Source organism: Pseudomonas sp. FP2309, from assembly GCF_030687575.1.
Lineage (GTDB): Bacteria > Pseudomonadota > Gammaproteobacteria > Pseudomonadales > Pseudomonadaceae > Aquipseudomonas.
Genome location: NZ_CP117439.1, coordinates 4,995,934 through 5,010,003 on the forward strand (window position 1 = coordinate 4,995,934; position 14,070 = coordinate 5,010,003).

At 54.3% G+C, this 14,070-nt stretch carries 26 protein-coding genes; all 26 read right to left on the bottom strand.

The features are described from left to right. Positions 1-12 precede the first annotated feature (12 nt). On the bottom strand, positions 13-477 hold the full coding sequence (gene bfr, locus PSH59_RS23015) for a bacterioferritin (protein WP_248078726.1): 465 nt from the start codon (positions 475-477) through the stop codon (positions 13-15). Positions 478-632: 155 nt separating this feature from the next. Then, positions 633-2,081 (bottom strand): catalase, encoded by a 1,449-nt coding sequence (locus PSH59_RS23020; RefSeq protein ID WP_305393752.1) that lies wholly within the window; start codon positions 2,079-2,081, stop codon positions 633-635. 237 nt (positions 2,082-2,318) lie between these two features. Beyond that, on the bottom strand, positions 2,319-2,705 hold the full coding sequence (rplQ, locus tag PSH59_RS23025; protein WP_003176402.1) for a 50S ribosomal protein L17: 387 nt from the start codon (positions 2,703-2,705) through the stop codon (positions 2,319-2,321). A gap of 41 nt (positions 2,706-2,746) precedes the next feature. Further along, the gene (gene rpoA / locus PSH59_RS23030) at positions 2,747-3,748 is read right to left on the bottom strand and encodes a DNA-directed RNA polymerase subunit alpha (protein WP_003176403.1); all 1,002 of its coding nucleotides are present in this window, start codon (positions 3,746-3,748) and stop codon (positions 2,747-2,749) included. 22 nt (positions 3,749-3,770) lie between these two features. Next, the gene (gene rpsD / locus PSH59_RS23035) at positions 3,771-4,391 is read right to left on the bottom strand and encodes a 30S ribosomal protein S4 (protein ID WP_003176404.1); all 621 of its coding nucleotides are present in this window, start codon (positions 4,389-4,391) and stop codon (positions 3,771-3,773) included. Between the two features lie 18 nt (positions 4,392-4,409). Then, positions 4,410-4,799, bottom strand: a complete 390-nt coding sequence (gene rpsK / locus PSH59_RS23040) for a 30S ribosomal protein S11 (RefSeq protein ID WP_002555466.1) — start codon at positions 4,797-4,799, stop codon at positions 4,410-4,412. Positions 4,800-4,829: 30 nt separating this feature from the next. Beyond that, on the bottom strand, positions 4,830-5,186 hold the full coding sequence (gene rpsM / locus PSH59_RS23045; protein ID WP_003210063.1) for a 30S ribosomal protein S13: 357 nt from the start codon (positions 5,184-5,186) through the stop codon (positions 4,830-4,832). 129 nt (positions 5,187-5,315) lie between these two features. Then, entirely contained in the window at positions 5,316-5,432 is a 117-nt protein-coding gene (gene rpmJ, locus PSH59_RS23050; protein ID WP_002555468.1) for a 50S ribosomal protein L36, read from the bottom strand. Between the two features lie 28 nt (positions 5,433-5,460). After that, complete coding sequence (gene secY / locus PSH59_RS23055; RefSeq protein WP_003194637.1) at positions 5,461-6,789, bottom strand: preprotein translocase subunit SecY; 1,329 nt, start codon at positions 6,787-6,789, stop codon at positions 5,461-5,463. After that, positions 6,790-7,227, bottom strand: a complete 438-nt coding sequence (gene rplO / locus PSH59_RS23060; protein WP_003176407.1) for a 50S ribosomal protein L15 — start codon at positions 7,225-7,227, stop codon at positions 6,790-6,792. A gap of 3 nt (positions 7,228-7,230) precedes the next feature. Then, complete coding sequence (gene rpmD / locus PSH59_RS23065; RefSeq protein ID WP_003176408.1) at positions 7,231-7,407, bottom strand: 50S ribosomal protein L30; 177 nt, start codon at positions 7,405-7,407, stop codon at positions 7,231-7,233. 2 nt (positions 7,408-7,409) lie between these two features. Further along, positions 7,410-7,910, bottom strand: coding sequence for a 30S ribosomal protein S5 (gene rpsE, locus PSH59_RS23070; protein WP_003186035.1), 501 nt, complete (start codon positions 7,908-7,910; stop codon positions 7,410-7,412). Positions 7,911-7,913: 3 nt separating this feature from the next. Next, on the bottom strand, positions 7,914-8,264 hold the full coding sequence (gene rplR / locus PSH59_RS23075; protein ID WP_017135964.1) for a 50S ribosomal protein L18: 351 nt from the start codon (positions 8,262-8,264) through the stop codon (positions 7,914-7,916). A gap of 10 nt (positions 8,265-8,274) precedes the next feature. Next, positions 8,275-8,808 carry a 50S ribosomal protein L6 gene (gene rplF, locus PSH59_RS23080; RefSeq protein ID WP_003176412.1) on the bottom strand — a complete coding sequence of 178 codons (534 nt, stop codon included), beginning with the start codon at positions 8,806-8,808 and terminating at the stop codon, positions 8,275-8,277. Between the two features lie 12 nt (positions 8,809-8,820). Next, positions 8,821-9,213 (bottom strand): 30S ribosomal protein S8, encoded by a 393-nt coding sequence (gene rpsH, locus PSH59_RS23085; RefSeq protein WP_010566853.1) that lies wholly within the window; start codon positions 9,211-9,213, stop codon positions 8,821-8,823. A 208-nt stretch (positions 9,214-9,421) separates the two neighbouring features. After that, complete coding sequence (gene rpsN / locus PSH59_RS23090; RefSeq protein WP_003176414.1) at positions 9,422-9,727, bottom strand: 30S ribosomal protein S14; 306 nt, start codon at positions 9,725-9,727, stop codon at positions 9,422-9,424. A 13-nt stretch (positions 9,728-9,740) separates the two neighbouring features. Then, positions 9,741-10,280 (bottom strand): 50S ribosomal protein L5, encoded by a 540-nt coding sequence (rplE, locus tag PSH59_RS23095; protein WP_003176415.1) that lies wholly within the window; start codon positions 10,278-10,280, stop codon positions 9,741-9,743. Positions 10,281-10,300: 20 nt separating this feature from the next. Continuing rightward, positions 10,301-10,615, bottom strand: coding sequence for a 50S ribosomal protein L24 (rplX, locus tag PSH59_RS23100; protein WP_003176416.1), 315 nt, complete (start codon positions 10,613-10,615; stop codon positions 10,301-10,303). An 11-nt stretch (positions 10,616-10,626) separates the two neighbouring features. After that, positions 10,627-10,995 carry a 50S ribosomal protein L14 gene (gene rplN, locus PSH59_RS23105; RefSeq protein ID WP_002555479.1) on the bottom strand — a complete coding sequence of 123 codons (369 nt, stop codon included), beginning with the start codon at positions 10,993-10,995 and terminating at the stop codon, positions 10,627-10,629. A 23-nt stretch (positions 10,996-11,018) separates the two neighbouring features. Continuing rightward, the gene (gene rpsQ / locus PSH59_RS23110) at positions 11,019-11,285 is read right to left on the bottom strand and encodes a 30S ribosomal protein S17 (RefSeq protein WP_003176419.1); all 267 of its coding nucleotides are present in this window, start codon (positions 11,283-11,285) and stop codon (positions 11,019-11,021) included. A 2-nt stretch (positions 11,286-11,287) separates the two neighbouring features. After that, positions 11,288-11,479 (bottom strand): 50S ribosomal protein L29, encoded by a 192-nt coding sequence (gene rpmC / locus PSH59_RS23115; protein ID WP_002555481.1) that lies wholly within the window; start codon positions 11,477-11,479, stop codon positions 11,288-11,290. Beyond that, the gene (gene rplP / locus PSH59_RS23120; protein WP_008145497.1) at positions 11,479-11,892 is read right to left on the bottom strand and encodes a 50S ribosomal protein L16; all 414 of its coding nucleotides are present in this window, start codon (positions 11,890-11,892) and stop codon (positions 11,479-11,481) included. Before rplP ends, rpmC begins: the two co-directional genes overlap by 1 nt. Positions 11,893-11,904: 12 nt before the next feature. Then, complete coding sequence (gene rpsC / locus PSH59_RS23125; protein WP_003176422.1) at positions 11,905-12,591, bottom strand: 30S ribosomal protein S3; 687 nt, start codon at positions 12,589-12,591, stop codon at positions 11,905-11,907. 13 nt (positions 12,592-12,604) lie between these two features. Beyond that, positions 12,605-12,937 (bottom strand): 50S ribosomal protein L22, encoded by a 333-nt coding sequence (rplV, locus tag PSH59_RS23130; RefSeq protein ID WP_003103908.1) that lies wholly within the window; start codon positions 12,935-12,937, stop codon positions 12,605-12,607. 11 nt (positions 12,938-12,948) lie between these two features. Further along, entirely contained in the window at positions 12,949-13,224 is a 276-nt protein-coding gene (rpsS, locus tag PSH59_RS23135) for a 30S ribosomal protein S19 (RefSeq protein WP_003232420.1), read from the bottom strand. A gap of 16 nt (positions 13,225-13,240) precedes the next feature. Beyond that, the gene (gene rplB / locus PSH59_RS23140) at positions 13,241-14,065 is read right to left on the bottom strand and encodes a 50S ribosomal protein L2 (RefSeq protein WP_003210080.1); all 825 of its coding nucleotides are present in this window, start codon (positions 14,063-14,065) and stop codon (positions 13,241-13,243) included. Between the last annotated feature and the right edge of the window lie 5 nt (positions 14,066-14,070).

The following is a 14,070-nucleotide window of genomic DNA, read 5'->3' on the forward strand; positions in this document are numbered from 1 at the left end:
TGTACGCGGAAATCAGAACTGCGATTGCAGGTAGTTTTCCAGACCAATCAGCTTGATCAGACCCAACTGCTTTTCCAGCCAGTAGGTGTGATCTTCTTCGGTGTCATTCAACTGCACACGCAGAATTTCGCGGGTGACATAGTCGTTGTGCTGCTCGCAGAGCTCGATGCCTTTGCACAGCGCGGCACGCACCTTGTATTCAAGGCGAAGATCGGCTGCGAGCATGTCAGGCACACTGGTGCCCACATCCAGATCGTCGGGACGCATACGTGGCGTGCCTTCGAGCATCAGGATACGGCGCATCAATGCGTCGGCGTGCTGTGCCTCTTCTTCCATTTCGTGATTGATACGTTCGTAGAGCTCGGTAAAGCCCCAATCCTCGTACATGCGCGAGTGGATGAAATATTGGTCACGAGCTGCCAGTTCGCCCGTCAGCAACGTGTTGAGGTAATCGATTACGTCGGGGTGACCTTGCATCGCCCTACATCTCCCTACTTGAAAGTCTGTAGTTTGAACCATGCTGACTCGGAGGTCACGGGACTAACGGCATAAAAGTGAAGATTTCCGGAGAAAAGTAGCCGAAATAACGCAAAAACCGCCCAAATGAGGGCGGTTCTGCTTATCGTTTAGACTCAGTTAAGCGATACACCCAGCGCCTTTGCGATTGCTTCTCCGTACGCAGGGTCCGCCTTGTGGAAGTGCGCCAGTTGACGCTGAACCACGTCACTGGATACCCCGGCCATTGCACCGGCGATGTTGTCGGTGAGCAGCGCTTTCTGCTCATCGTTCATCAAACGGAACAAGGCACCTGCATGGCTGTAGTAGTCAGTGTCTTCGCGGTGATCATAACGATCCGCGGCACCGCTCAGAGCCAACGCCGGCTCGGCGTATTGCGGCGCCTGCTTAGGTGCATCAGCGTAACTGTTTGGCTCGTAGTTAGGCGCTGCCCCCCCATTGCTGCCAAAAGCCATGGAGCCGTCGCGCTGGTAGCAATTTACCGGGCTGCGTGGGGCGTTCACCGGCAGTTGCTGGTGGTTGGTTCCGACACGGTAACGGTGCGCATCGGCATACGCGAAAACGCGCCCTTGCAGCATGCGGTCTGGCGACAGGCCAACACCAGGAACCATATTGCTCGGACCAAATGCAGCCTGCTCGACTTCAGCGAAGTAGTTTTGCGGGTTGCGATTGAGTTCCAACTCACCGACTTCGATCAGCGGGAACTCTTTCTGCGACCAGGTTTTGGTCACATCAAAGGGATTCTCATAGTGAGCGTTGGCCTGGGCCTCGGTCATGATCTGGATGCACACGCGCCATTTCGGGAAATCACCACGCTCAATTGCGCCGAACAGATCGCGCTGTGCGTAATCCGGATCGGTGCCTGCCAACCGTGCTGCATCGGCAGGCGCCAGGTTCTTGATGCCCTGTTTGGTCTTGTAGTGCCACTTCACCCAGTGACGCTCGCCCTTGGCGTTGATCAGACTGTAAGTGTGGCTACCGAAGCCGTGCATATGGCGGTATCCGTCCGGAATGCCACGATCCGAAAACAGGATAGTGACTTGGTGCAGCGCCTCCGGAGAGTGCGACCAGAAGTCCCACATCATCTGCGCACTTTTCAGGTTACTTTGCGGCAGGCGCTTTTGGGTGTGGATAAAGTCTGGAAACTTCAGCGGATCGCGGATGAAGAACACCGGCGTATTGTTACCCACGATGTCCCAGTTACCTTCTTCGGTATAGAACTTCAAGGCGAACCCACGTGGGTCACGTTCGGTATCCGCCGAGCCACGCTCACCGCCCACTGTGGAGAAGCGAAGGAATGTTGGAGTTTGCTTACCCACAGACTCGAACAACTTGGCGCAGGTGTACCGAGTGATGTCCTGGGTAACGGTAAATGTACCGTAAGCCCCCGAACCTTTGGCGTGCACACGACGCTCAGGGATGTTTTCACGGTTGAAGTGAGCGAGCTTCTCGATCAAGTGAAAATCGTCGAGCAGCAGCGGACCGCGCGGGCCGGCGGAACGGGAATTCTGGTTATCCGCAACGGGTGCACCGCTGGCGGTGGTAAGGACTTTATTCTGGCTCATGCTCAATTTACCTCAGGTCGGGCTCGGAACGGCCGGCTAATCGGCTTGGAGGGAGTATTAACCATCAACATGACACGTACAAATTCATTAAATTGTACGCATCGATAGAAAATAACTACCAATAAACCAACAGCCATAGTGCAGAGCATTACCCGCGGAGACTTGTACGAATCGCGCTTTTATTACGCGCACAAAAAACCGGGCACTAGGCCCGGTTCTTCGTTATAGCTTGTCGTCTTACTCGGCGCTTACAGCTTCGCCGGCAGTAGCACGATCAACCAACTCAACGTACGCCATAGGCGCGTTGTCACCAGCGCGGAAACCGCACTTGAGGATGCGCAGGTAGCCACCCTCACGGGTAGCGTAACGCTTGCCCAGGTCGTTGAAGAGCTTACCAACGATAGCTTTCGAACGAGTACGGTCGAAGGCCAGACGGCGGTTAGCCAGGCTGTCTGTCTTAGCCAAAGTGATCAGCGGCTCAGCAACGCGACGCAGTTCTTTAGCTTTCGGCAGTGTAGTTTTGATCAGCTCGTGCTCGAACAGCGACACCGCCATGTTTTGAAACATGGCCTTGCGGTGCGAGCTGGTACGGCTCAGGTGACGACCACTTTTACGATGACGCATGGTTCATTCCTTACCAAACTCACGTTCGGTGATTACGACGATCAGGCAGTCGCCTTGTCGTCCTTCTTAAGACTTGCAGGCGGCCAGTTGTCGAGGCGCATGCCGAGGGACAGACCGCGGGAGGCCAGAACGTCCTTGATTTCAGTCAAGGATTTCTTGCCCAGGTTCGGAGTCTTCAACAGTTCTACTTCGGTACGCTGAATCAGGTCGCCGATGTAGTAAATGTTTTCCGCCTTAAGGCAGTTAGCCGAACGTACAGTCAGTTCCAGATCGTCAACCGGGCGAAGCAGGATCGGATCGATCTCGTCTTCCTGCTCGATTACCACTGGTTCGCTGTCACCTTTGAGGTCGACGAATGCAGCCAACTGCTGTTGCAGGATGGTTGCAGCACGACGAATAGCCTCTTCAGGATCCAGAGTACCGTTGGTTTCCAGATCAATAACCAGCTTGTCCAGGTTAGTACGCTGCTCGACACGGGCGTTTTCCACCACGTATGCGATACGGCGAACCGGGCTGAACGAAGAGTCAAGCTGCAAGCGACCAATGCTGCGACTTTCGTCTTCATCGCTCTGACGCGAGTCGGCCGGTTCATAACCACGACCACGAGCTACAGTGAGCTTCATGTTCAAGGCGCCGTTAGACGCCAGGTTAGCGATTACGTGATCGGGGTTAACGATCTCGACATCATGATCCAGCTGAATATCGGCAGCGGTAACCACCCCCGAACCCTTCTTCGACAAGGTCAGCGTAACTTCGTCACGGCCGTGCAGCTTGATAGCCAGACCTTTAAGGTTCAACAGGATTTCAATTACGTCTTCCTGTACACCTTCGATGGCGCTGTACTCGTGGAGCACACCGTCAATCTCGGCCTCGACTACTGCACAGCCGGGCATTGAGGACAACAGGATGCGGCGCAGCGCGTTGCCCAGGGTGTGGCCAAAACCACGCTCGAGAGGCTCGAGAGTGATCTTGGCGCGGGTTGGACTGACAACCTGCACATCAATGTGGCGGGGTGTCAGGAACTCATTTACCGAAATCTGCATGGATGCACCTATTTTCTAGCCCTTACTTGGAGTAGAGCTCGACAATCAGGCTTTCGTTGATGTCGGCGGACAGATCACTGCGAGCTGGAACGTTCTTGAAAACGCCCGACTTCTTCTCAGTGTCTACTTCTACCCATTCTACGCGGCCACGTTGGGCACACAGATCGAGAGCTTGGACAATGCGAAGTTGGTTTTTTGCTTTCTCGCGAACTGCGACCACGTCACCAGCACGAACCTGGTAAGACGGAACGTTTACGGTCTGACCGTTAACGCTGATCGACTTGTGCGATACCAGCTGACGGGATTCGGCACGAGTAGAACCGAAGCCCATACGGTATACAACGTTGTCCAGACGGCATTCGAGCAGTTGCAGCAGGTTTTCACCGGTTGCACCTTTCTTGCCAGCAGCTTCTTTGTAGTAGCCGCTGAACTGACGCTCGAGAACGCCGTAGATACGACGGACCTTCTGCTTTTCACGCAGTTGGGTGCCGTAATCGGACTGGCGACCACGGCGTTGGCCGTGGATACCAGGTGCTGCTTCAATGTTGCACTTCGATTCGATCGCGCGCACGCCGCTCTTCAGGAAGAGATCGGTGCCTTCGCGACGAGCGAGTTTGCATTTTGGACCAATGTAACGAGCCATTCTTTACAATCTCCTGGATTACACGCGGCGCTTCTTCGGCGGACGGCACCCGTTGTGCGGGATTGGCGTCACGTCGGTGATGCTGGCGATCTTATAGCCACAGCCGTTCAAAGCACGGACAGCAGACTCACGACCTGGACCTGGACCTTTGACGTTAACGTCGAGGTTTTTCAGGCCGTATTCCAGCGCAGCTTGACCAGCACGTTCAGCAGCTACTTGAGCAGCAAACGGGGTGGACTTGCGGGAACCGCGGAAACCCGAACCACCGGAGGTAGCCCAAGACAGCGCGTTACCTTGACGGTCGGTGATGGTCACGATTGTGTTGTTAAAAGACGCATGGATGTGGGCGATGCCATCAACCACTGTCTTTTTAACTTTTTTACGAGGACGAGCAGCAGGTTTTGCCATGATAATTTTCCTGTCGATTCGCGTGGGCGATTACTTGCGGATCGGCTTACGCGGACCTTTACGGGTACGCGCGTTAGTCTTGGTACGCTGACCGCGTACTGGAAGACCACGACGATGACGCAGACCACGGTAGCAACCGAGGTCCATCAAACGCTTGATTTTCATGTTGATTTCGCGACGCAGGTCACCTTCAGTGGTGAACTTCGCCACTTCGCCACGCAACAGCTCAATCTGCTCGTCGCTCAGATCTTTGATCTTTGCGGCTGGGTTTACCCCAGTGTCTGCGCAAATTTTCTGCGCAGTAGTGCGACCAACACCATAGATGTAGGTCAGCGAGATAACAGTGTGCTTGTTATCTGGAATGTTAACGCCTGCAATACGGGCCATTCAGTGGGACTCCAATTGACAGCTACCTACGCCCCGGAAGCCAAGAAATAGGGCGCGAGATAATATCGCTGTAATAACAAATAATCAACCCGGCAGCGCACTAGCTGCCGGGCTTCAAGCGGATCACACTCAGCCTTGGCGCTGTTTGTGACGCGGTTCCGCGCTGCAAATTACTCGAACAACACCTTCGCGGCGAATAATCTTGCAGTTACGGCACAGCTTTTTCACCGATGCACGAACTTTCATCACCAACTCCTCGAACCTTATGGGGTACTCAGCGCAACATGCCGCTGCCGTAGCCCTTCAGGTTGGCTTTCTTCATCAGGGATTCGTACTGGTGCGAAACGAGGTGCGATTGTACTTGGGACATGAAGTCCATCACAACCACGACCACGATCAGCAACGAGGTCCCGCCAAGGTAGAACGGAACGTTTGCTGCAACCACCAGGAACTGGGGAAGCAAGCACACGGCCGTCATATATAGAGCACCGAACAGGGTCAAACGAGTCAGAACACCATCAATGTAGCGTGCAGACTGCTCACCTGGACGGATGCCCGGAATAAAGGCACCGGACTTCTTCAGGTTTTCCGCTACGTCTTTCGGATTGAACATCAACGCCGTATAGAAGAAGCAGAAGAAAATAATCCCTGCACTAAACAGCAGAATATTCAACGGCTGACCAGGAGCGATCGACTGAGAGAGGTCCTGCAGCCAGCCCATATTTTCAGACTGACCAAACCAGGTACCCAACGAAGCCGGAAACAGCAAAATGCTGCTCGCGAAAATTGCCGGAATAACACCGGCCATATTCACTTTCAGCGGCAAGTGGCTGGTCTGCGCAGCAAAAACCTTACGGCCCTGCTGACGCTTGGCGTAGTGAACAGCAATGCGACGCTGGCCACGCTCAATGAACACCACAAAACCGATAATCGCTACTGCCAGCAAACCGATGGCAACCAAGGCGAAAATGTTGATATCACCCTGACGTGCAGACTCGAAAGACTGCCCAATCGCTCTCGGAAGACCGGCGACGATACCTGCGAAAATCAACATCGAGATACCGTTGCCAACACCACGCTCAGTAATCTGCTCACCCAGCCACATCATGAACATCGCACCAGCCACAAACGTGGATACCGCGACGAAATGGAAGCCAAAGTCACCAGTGAACGCAACGCCCTGCCCCGCCAAGCCAACGGACATGCCGATAGCTTGAACCAAGGCGAGAACGACAGTGCCGTAGCGGGTGTACTGGCTAATCTTGCGACGGCCAGCTTCACCTTCCTTCTTCAACTGCTCCAACTGCGGGCTGACGGCTGTCATCAGTTGCATGATGATCGATGCCGAAATGTACGGCATGATCCCCAGGGCAAAGATGCTCATCCGCTCCAGCGCACCGCCGGAAAACATGTTGAACAAGCTAAGAATGGTCCCCTCATTCTGTCGAAACAGGTCTGCGAGTCGGTCCGGGTTGATACCTGGAACCGGGATGTGTGCGCCTATTCGGTAGACGATAATCGCCAGGAACAGAAAACGCAGACGAGCCCAAAGTTCAGACATACCGCCTTTGCCGAGCGCTGAGAGAGCACCTTGCTTAGCCATTTATTCCTCGAACTTGCCGCCAGCTGCTTCGATAGCCGAACGCGCACCTTTGGTGGCGCCGATTCCCTTGCCGATAGTGACAGCGCGAGTCACTTCACCGGACAGCATGATTTTCACACGCTGTACGTTGACGTTAATCACGTTGGCATCTTTCAGGGTCTGCACAGTAACGATGTCGCCTTCCACTTTAGCCAGCTCGGACAGACGCACTTCTGCGCGGTCCATGGCTTTCAGGGATACGAAACCGAACTTAGGCAGGCGACGATGCAGCGGCTGTTGACCGCCTTCAAAGCCTGGAGCGATGGTGCCACCGGAACGGGAGGTTTGACCTTTGTGGCCACGGCCACCAGTCTTACCCAAACCGCTACCGATACCACGGCCCGGACGATGCTTTTCGCGACGGGAACCCGGCGCCGGACTCAGATCATTGAGTTTCATCGATTAACCCTCGACACGCAGCATGTAGTAAGCCTTGTTGATCATCCCGCGATTCTCGGGAGTATCCTGGACTTCTACAGTGTGACCGATGCGACGCAGACCCAAACCCTTAACGCACAATTTGTGGTTAGGGATGCGGCCGGTCATGCTTTTGATCAGCGTTACTTTAACGGTAGCCATGATCAGAAGATCTCCTTGACGCTTTTGCCACGCTTGGCGGCAATGGATTCAGGAGATTGCATAGCTTTCAAACCCTTGAAAGTGGCGTGAACCACGTTTACTGGGTTAGTCGAGCCATAGCACTTGGCCAGAACGTTCTGAACGCCAGCAACTTCGAGGACAGCACGCATAGCGCCGCCAGCGATGATACCGGTACCTTCAGAAGCAGGCTGCATGTACACCTTGGAAGCACCGTGAGCGGACTTCATTGCGTACTGCAGCGTGGTGCCGTTCAGATCAACTTGGATCATGTTGCGACGAGCAGCTTCCATTGCCTTCTGGATCGCAGCCGGCACTTCACGTGACTTGCCACGGCCGAAGCCAACACGCCCTTTACCATCACCCACCACGGTCAACGCGGTGAAAGTGAAAATACGGCCGCCTTTAACGGTTTTGGCTACGCGGTTAACTTGAACCAGCTTCTCAATGTAGCCTTCGTCGCGCTTTTGGTCGTTATTTGACATAACTTAGAACTCCAGCCCAGCTTCACGAGCAGCATCAGCCAGCGCTTTCACGCGACCGTGGTACTTGAAGCCAGAGCGGTCGAAAGCCACTTGCGAGACGCCCACGGCCTTAGCACGTGTAGCGACCAGCTGGCCAACCTTTGTGGCCGCGTCGATGTTGCCGGTGGCACCATCACGCAGTTCTTTATCCAAAGTCGAGGCGCTTGCCAGGACTTTGTTGCCGTCGGCCGAGATGACCTGGGCGTAGATGTGCTGCGACGAGCGGTACACGCAGAGACGCACGACTTCGAGTTCGTGCATTTTCAGGCGTGCTTTGCGAGCGCGACGCAGTCGAGTAACTTTTTTGTCGGTCATTTGCTATGCCCTACTTCTTCTTGGCTTCTTTACGACGGACGACTTCGTCCGCGTAGCGCACACCTTTGCCTTTGTAAGGCTCTGGTGGACGGAAGTCGCGGATCTCAGCGGCCACCTGACCTACCAGCTGCTTATCAATACCCTTGATCAGGATATCGGTTTGGCTAGGGGTCTCAGCGGTGATGCCTTCCGGCAGTTCGTAATCCACTGGGTGCGAGAAGCCAAGGGCCAGGTTCAAAACCGTGCCTTTTGCTTGCGCTTTGTAACCAACACCGACCAGCTGGAGCTTACGCTCGAAGCCTTGGCTTACGCCTTGGACCATGTTGTTTACCAACGCACGCGTGGTACCGGCCATTGCGCGAGTTTGTTGATCGCCATTGCGAGCAGCGAAACGCAGCTCACCAGCTTCTTCAACGATCTCAACGGACGAATGGATGTTCAGTTCAAGAGTGCCCTTGGCACCCTTCACCGAAAGCTGTTGGCCTGCGAATTTTACTTCGACACCGGCTGGCAGCTTAACGGGGTTCTTAGCGACGCGAGACATGCTTATCCCCCCTTAGAACACAGTGCAAAGAACTTCGCCGCCGACACCGGCAGCGCGCGCAGCACGATCCGTCATCACACCTTTGTTGGTGGAGACGATAGACACGCCCAGACCGCCACGAACTTTCGGCAGATCTTCAGCGGACTTGTACTGACGCAGGCCTGGACGGCTAACGCGCTTCACTTCTTCAATGACCGAACGGCCTTCGAAGTACTTCAGCTCGATGGACAGCAGTGGCTTGGTTTCGCTGCTGATCTGATAACCCGCAATGTAGCCTTCGTCTTTCAGGACTTTGGCAACAGCTACCTTCAACTTGGAAGATGGCATGCTTACGACGGACTTTTCAGCCATCTGGGCATTACGGATACGAGTTAGCATGTCCGCTAACGGGTCCTGCATACTCATGGGCTAGACGCTCCTAATACAAAAAAATTAGCCTTGCGGCTACATATGTCGCCGAGAATCTCCGGGCATAAAAAACACGGGCTCAGGCGAGCCGCGTATTTTAGACATACTCCGGAAATGAAACAAGCCCCAAAAGGGGCTTGTTCCAGATTCAAGGTCACCGGCGGTCAGTATCTTGCGATTCTGCCCACCTGGACGCTGAAAGTACTTACCAGCTTGCTTTAACCAGACCTGGTACGTCACCACGCATTGCCGCTTCACGCAGTTTGTTACGGCCAAGGCCGAACTTGCGGTAAACGCCGTGTGGACGACCGGTCAGGCGGCAGCGGTTACGCATGCGCGAAGCGCTTGCGTCACGTGGCTGCTTCTGCAGAGCAACTGTCGCTTCCCAACGCGCTTCTGGACTTGCGTTCAGATCAACGATGATCGCTTTCAGTGCTGCACGCTTCTTGGCGTACTTGGCAACCGTGAGCTGACGCTTCAGCTCGCGGTTTTTCATGCTCATCTTGGCCATGGTCCTACTCCAATCAGTTGCGGAACGGGAATTTGAAAGCACGCAACAGGGCGCGACCTTCATCATCGTTCTTGGCAGTGGTGGTCAGGGTGATGTCCAGACCGCGGAGAGCATCGATCTTGTCGTAGTCGATTTCCGGGAAGATGATCTGCTCTTTCACGCCCATGCTGTAGTTACCACGACCATCGAAGGACTTGGCATTCAGGCCGCGGAAGTCGCGAACCCGAGGCAGGGAGATCGACAGCAGACGATCCAGGAATTCATACATACGCTCACGGCGCAGAGTCACTTTGACGCCGATAGGCCAACCTTCACGGACTTTAAAGCCAGCGATGGATTTCCGAGCGTAAGTCACAACGACTTTTTGACCGGTGATCTTTTCCAGGTCAGCAACAGCGTGCTCGATGACTTTTTTGTCACCGACCGCCTCGCCCAGACCCATGTTCAGGGTGATTTTGGTAACGCGTGGAACTTCCATCACGTTCGAAAGCTTAAGTTCTTCCTTAAGCTTCGGTGCGATTTCTTTCCAGTAAATCTCTTTTAGTCGTGCCATGGTCTTCTACCTAGCAGTGTTCAAGCATCAACCGCTTTTTGGGTCGACTTGAAGACACGAATTTTCTTGCCGTCTTCTACTTTGAAACCAACGCGGTCAGCCTTGTTGGTTTCGCCGTTGAAAATGGCGACGTTAGAAGCGTCCAGTGGAGCTTCTTTTTCGACGATACCGCCTTGTACGCCCGACATCGGGTTAGGCTTGGTATGACGCTTAACCAGGTTCAGACCACCGATAACCAGACGGTTATTAGCGAGAACCTTAAGCACCTTACCGCGCTTACCTTTGTCTTTGCCGGCGATCACGATGATCTCGTCGTCACGACGAATCTTTTGCATGTCGGATCTCCTTACAGCACTTCTGGGGCGAGCGAGACGATCTTCATGAACTTCTCAGTACGAAGTTCACGGGTCACTGGCCCAAAGATACGGGTGCCGATCGGCTCTTGCTTGTTGTTCAGAAGAACAGCAGCGTTGCCATCAAAGCGGATAATGGAGCCATCAGCACGACGTACGCCGTGACGAGTGCGGACTACAACAGCAGTCATCACTTGGCCTTTTTTCACTTTACCGCGAGGAATTGCTTCCTTCACGGTAACTTTGATGATGTCACCGATACCAGCGTAACGACGATGGGAGCCACCCAGCACCTTGATGCACATAACACGGCGAGCGCCGCTGTTATCGGCCACATCGAGCATGGATTGAGTCTGAATCATATAATTTCTCCGACCCCTAGTCCTTAGACTTCCACAGCGCGTTCGAGAACATCAACCAGTGCCCAAGACTTGGTCTTGGCCAGCGGACGAGTTTCACGAATAGTGACTTTGTCGCCGATATGGCACTGATTGGTTTCGTCGTGCGCGTGCAGCTTAGTCGAACGCTTAACATATTTACCGTAGATCGGGTGCTTAACGCGACGCTCGATCAAAACGGTGATGGTTTTGTCCATCTTGTCGCTGACAACACGGCCAGTCAGCGTACGGACAGTCTTTTCGGCTTCAGCCATGATCACTTACCTGCCTGCTGGTTGAGCACAGTTTTCACGCGAGCAATGTCACGCTTAACTTGCGAGAGCAGATGAGACTGCCCCAACTGGCCAGTTGCTTTCTGCATACGCAGATTGAACTGGTCGCGCAGCAGGCCGAGCAGTTGCTCGTTCAACTGCTGTGCGGATTTTTCACGAAGTTCATTCGCTTTCATCACATCACCGTCCGTTTAACAAAGGCGGTGGCGAGCGGCAGCTTTGCAGCAGCCAAGGCAAAAGCCTCACGCGCCAGCTCTTCAGTTACACCCTCGATTTCATACAGGACTTTGCCTGGCTGAATCTGGGCTACCCAGTATTCCACGCTACCCTTACCTTTACCCATCCGAACCTCAAGAGGTTTTTTGGAGATCGGCTTGTCCGGGAATACACGGATCCAGATCTTGCCGCCACGTTTAACGTGACGGGTCAGTGCACGACGCGCTGACTCAATCTGACGAGCGGTGAGACGACCACGAGCTACAGACTTCAGCGCGAACTCGCCGAAGCTGACTTTGCTACCGCGCTGAGCCAGACCACGGTTGTGGCCTGTCATCTGCTTGCGGAACTTCGTACGCTTAGGTTGCAACATTTGGCGTACCCCTTACTTAGCAGCTTTTTTACGAGGCGCTGGTGCTTGTGGTTTCAGTTCTTCTTGGCGACCACCAATTACTTCGCCCTTGAAGATCCAAACCTTTACACCGATCACACCGTAAGTGGTGTGAGCTTCGTAGTTGGCATAGTCGATGTCGGCACGCAGGGTGTGCAGTGGCACACGACCTTCGCGATACCATTCAGTACGTGCGATTTCAGCACCGCCGAGACGACCGCTCACTTGGATTTTGATGCCTTTGGCACCAATGCGCATGGCGTTCTGTACGGCGCGCTTCATAGCGCGACGGAACATTACGCGACGCTCCAGCTGCTGAGCTACGCTCTGCGCAACCAGCATACCGTCGAGCTCCGGCTTGCGGATCTCTTCGATATTGATGTGCACAGGCACACCCATTTGCTTGGTCAGGTCCTGACGCAGTTTCTCAACATCTTCACCTTTCTTCCCGATAACGATACCTGGACGAGCGGTGTGGATGGTGATACGTGCAGTTTGTGCCGGACGATGGATATCGATACGGCTTACGGACGCGCTTTTTAGTTTGTCTTGGAGATACTCACGCACCTTCAGATCAGCGAACAAATAGTCCGCATAAGTCCGACCGTCTGCGTACCAGACGGAGGTGTGCTCCTTGACGATTCCCAGGCGAATGCCAATGGGATGTACTTTCTGACCCATCTCTTCGACTCCGTTACTTGTCAGCAACCTTGACAGTGATATGGCAAGACCGCTTGACGATGCGATCAGCACGGCCTTTGGCACGTGGCATGATGCGCTTCAGCGAACGCCCTTCGTTGACGAAAACGGTGCTGACCTTCAGGTCATCAACGTCTGCGCCTTCGTTATGCTCGGCGTTGGCTACGGCCGACTCCAGCACTTTTTTCATGATCTCGGCGGCTTTCTTACTGCTGAAAGCCAACAAGTTGAGCGCTTCGCCCACCTTCTTCCCGCGAATCTGGTCGGCGACCAAGCGGGCTTTTTGGGCGGAGATTCGAGCGCCCGACAACTTAGCGGCTACTTCCATTTCCTAACCCCTTAACGCTTGGCTTTCTTGTCTGCCACGTGCCCACGATAAGTGCGGGTACCGGCAAACTCGCCCAGTTTGTGGCCAACCATGTCTTCGTTCACAAGAACTGGGACGTGCAGACGACCGTTGTGTACAGCGATGGTCAGACCGACCATTTGTGGCAGGATCATCGAACGACGCGACCAGGTTTTAACCGGCTTGCGATCATTCTTTTCCGCCGCCACTTCGATCTTCTTCAGTAGGTGAAGATCGATAAAAGGACCTTTTTTCAGAGAACGTGGCACTGTCGTATCCCTCTATTTACTTGCGACGACGGACGATCATTTTGTCGGTACGCTTATTACCACGAGTCTTCGCGCCCTTAGTCGGGAAGCCCCATGGCGATACCGGATGACGACCACCAGAGGTACGACCTTCACCACCACCATGTGGGTGGTCAACCGGGTTCATGGCAACACCACGAACGGTTGGGCGAACGCCACGCCAGCGTTTGGCACCAGCTTTACCCAGCGAACGCAGGCTGTGCTCGGAGTTCGAGACTTCACCCAGGGTCGCGCGGCATTCAGCCAGCACTTTACGCATCTCACCAGAACGCAGACGCAGGGTCACGTAGACACCTTCACGAGCGATCAGCTGAGCCGAAGCACCAGCGGAACGAGCGATTTGCGCGCCTTTACCTGGCTTCAATTCGATGCCGTGTACGGTGCTACCAACTGGAATGTTACGCAGTTGCAGAGCGTTGCCCGGCTTGATCGGCGCCAAAGCACCTGCGATCAGCTGGTCACCAGCACTCACGCCCTTAGGGGCAATGATGTAGCGACGCTCGCCATCTGCGTACAGCAGCAGAGCGATGTGAGCAGTACGGTTTGGATCGTATTCGATACGCTCGACAGTGGCAGCGATGCCATCTTTGTCGTTGCGACGGAAGTCGACCAGACGATAATGCTGCTTATGGCCACCACCGATGTGACGAGTGGTAATACGACCATTGTTGTTACGACCACCAGTCTTCGATTTTTTCTCGAGCAGCGGTGCGTGAGGAGCGCCTTTATGCAGCTCCTGGTTGACCACCTTGACCACAAAACGGCGGCCAGGGGAAGTCGGTTTGCATTTAACGATTGCCATGATGC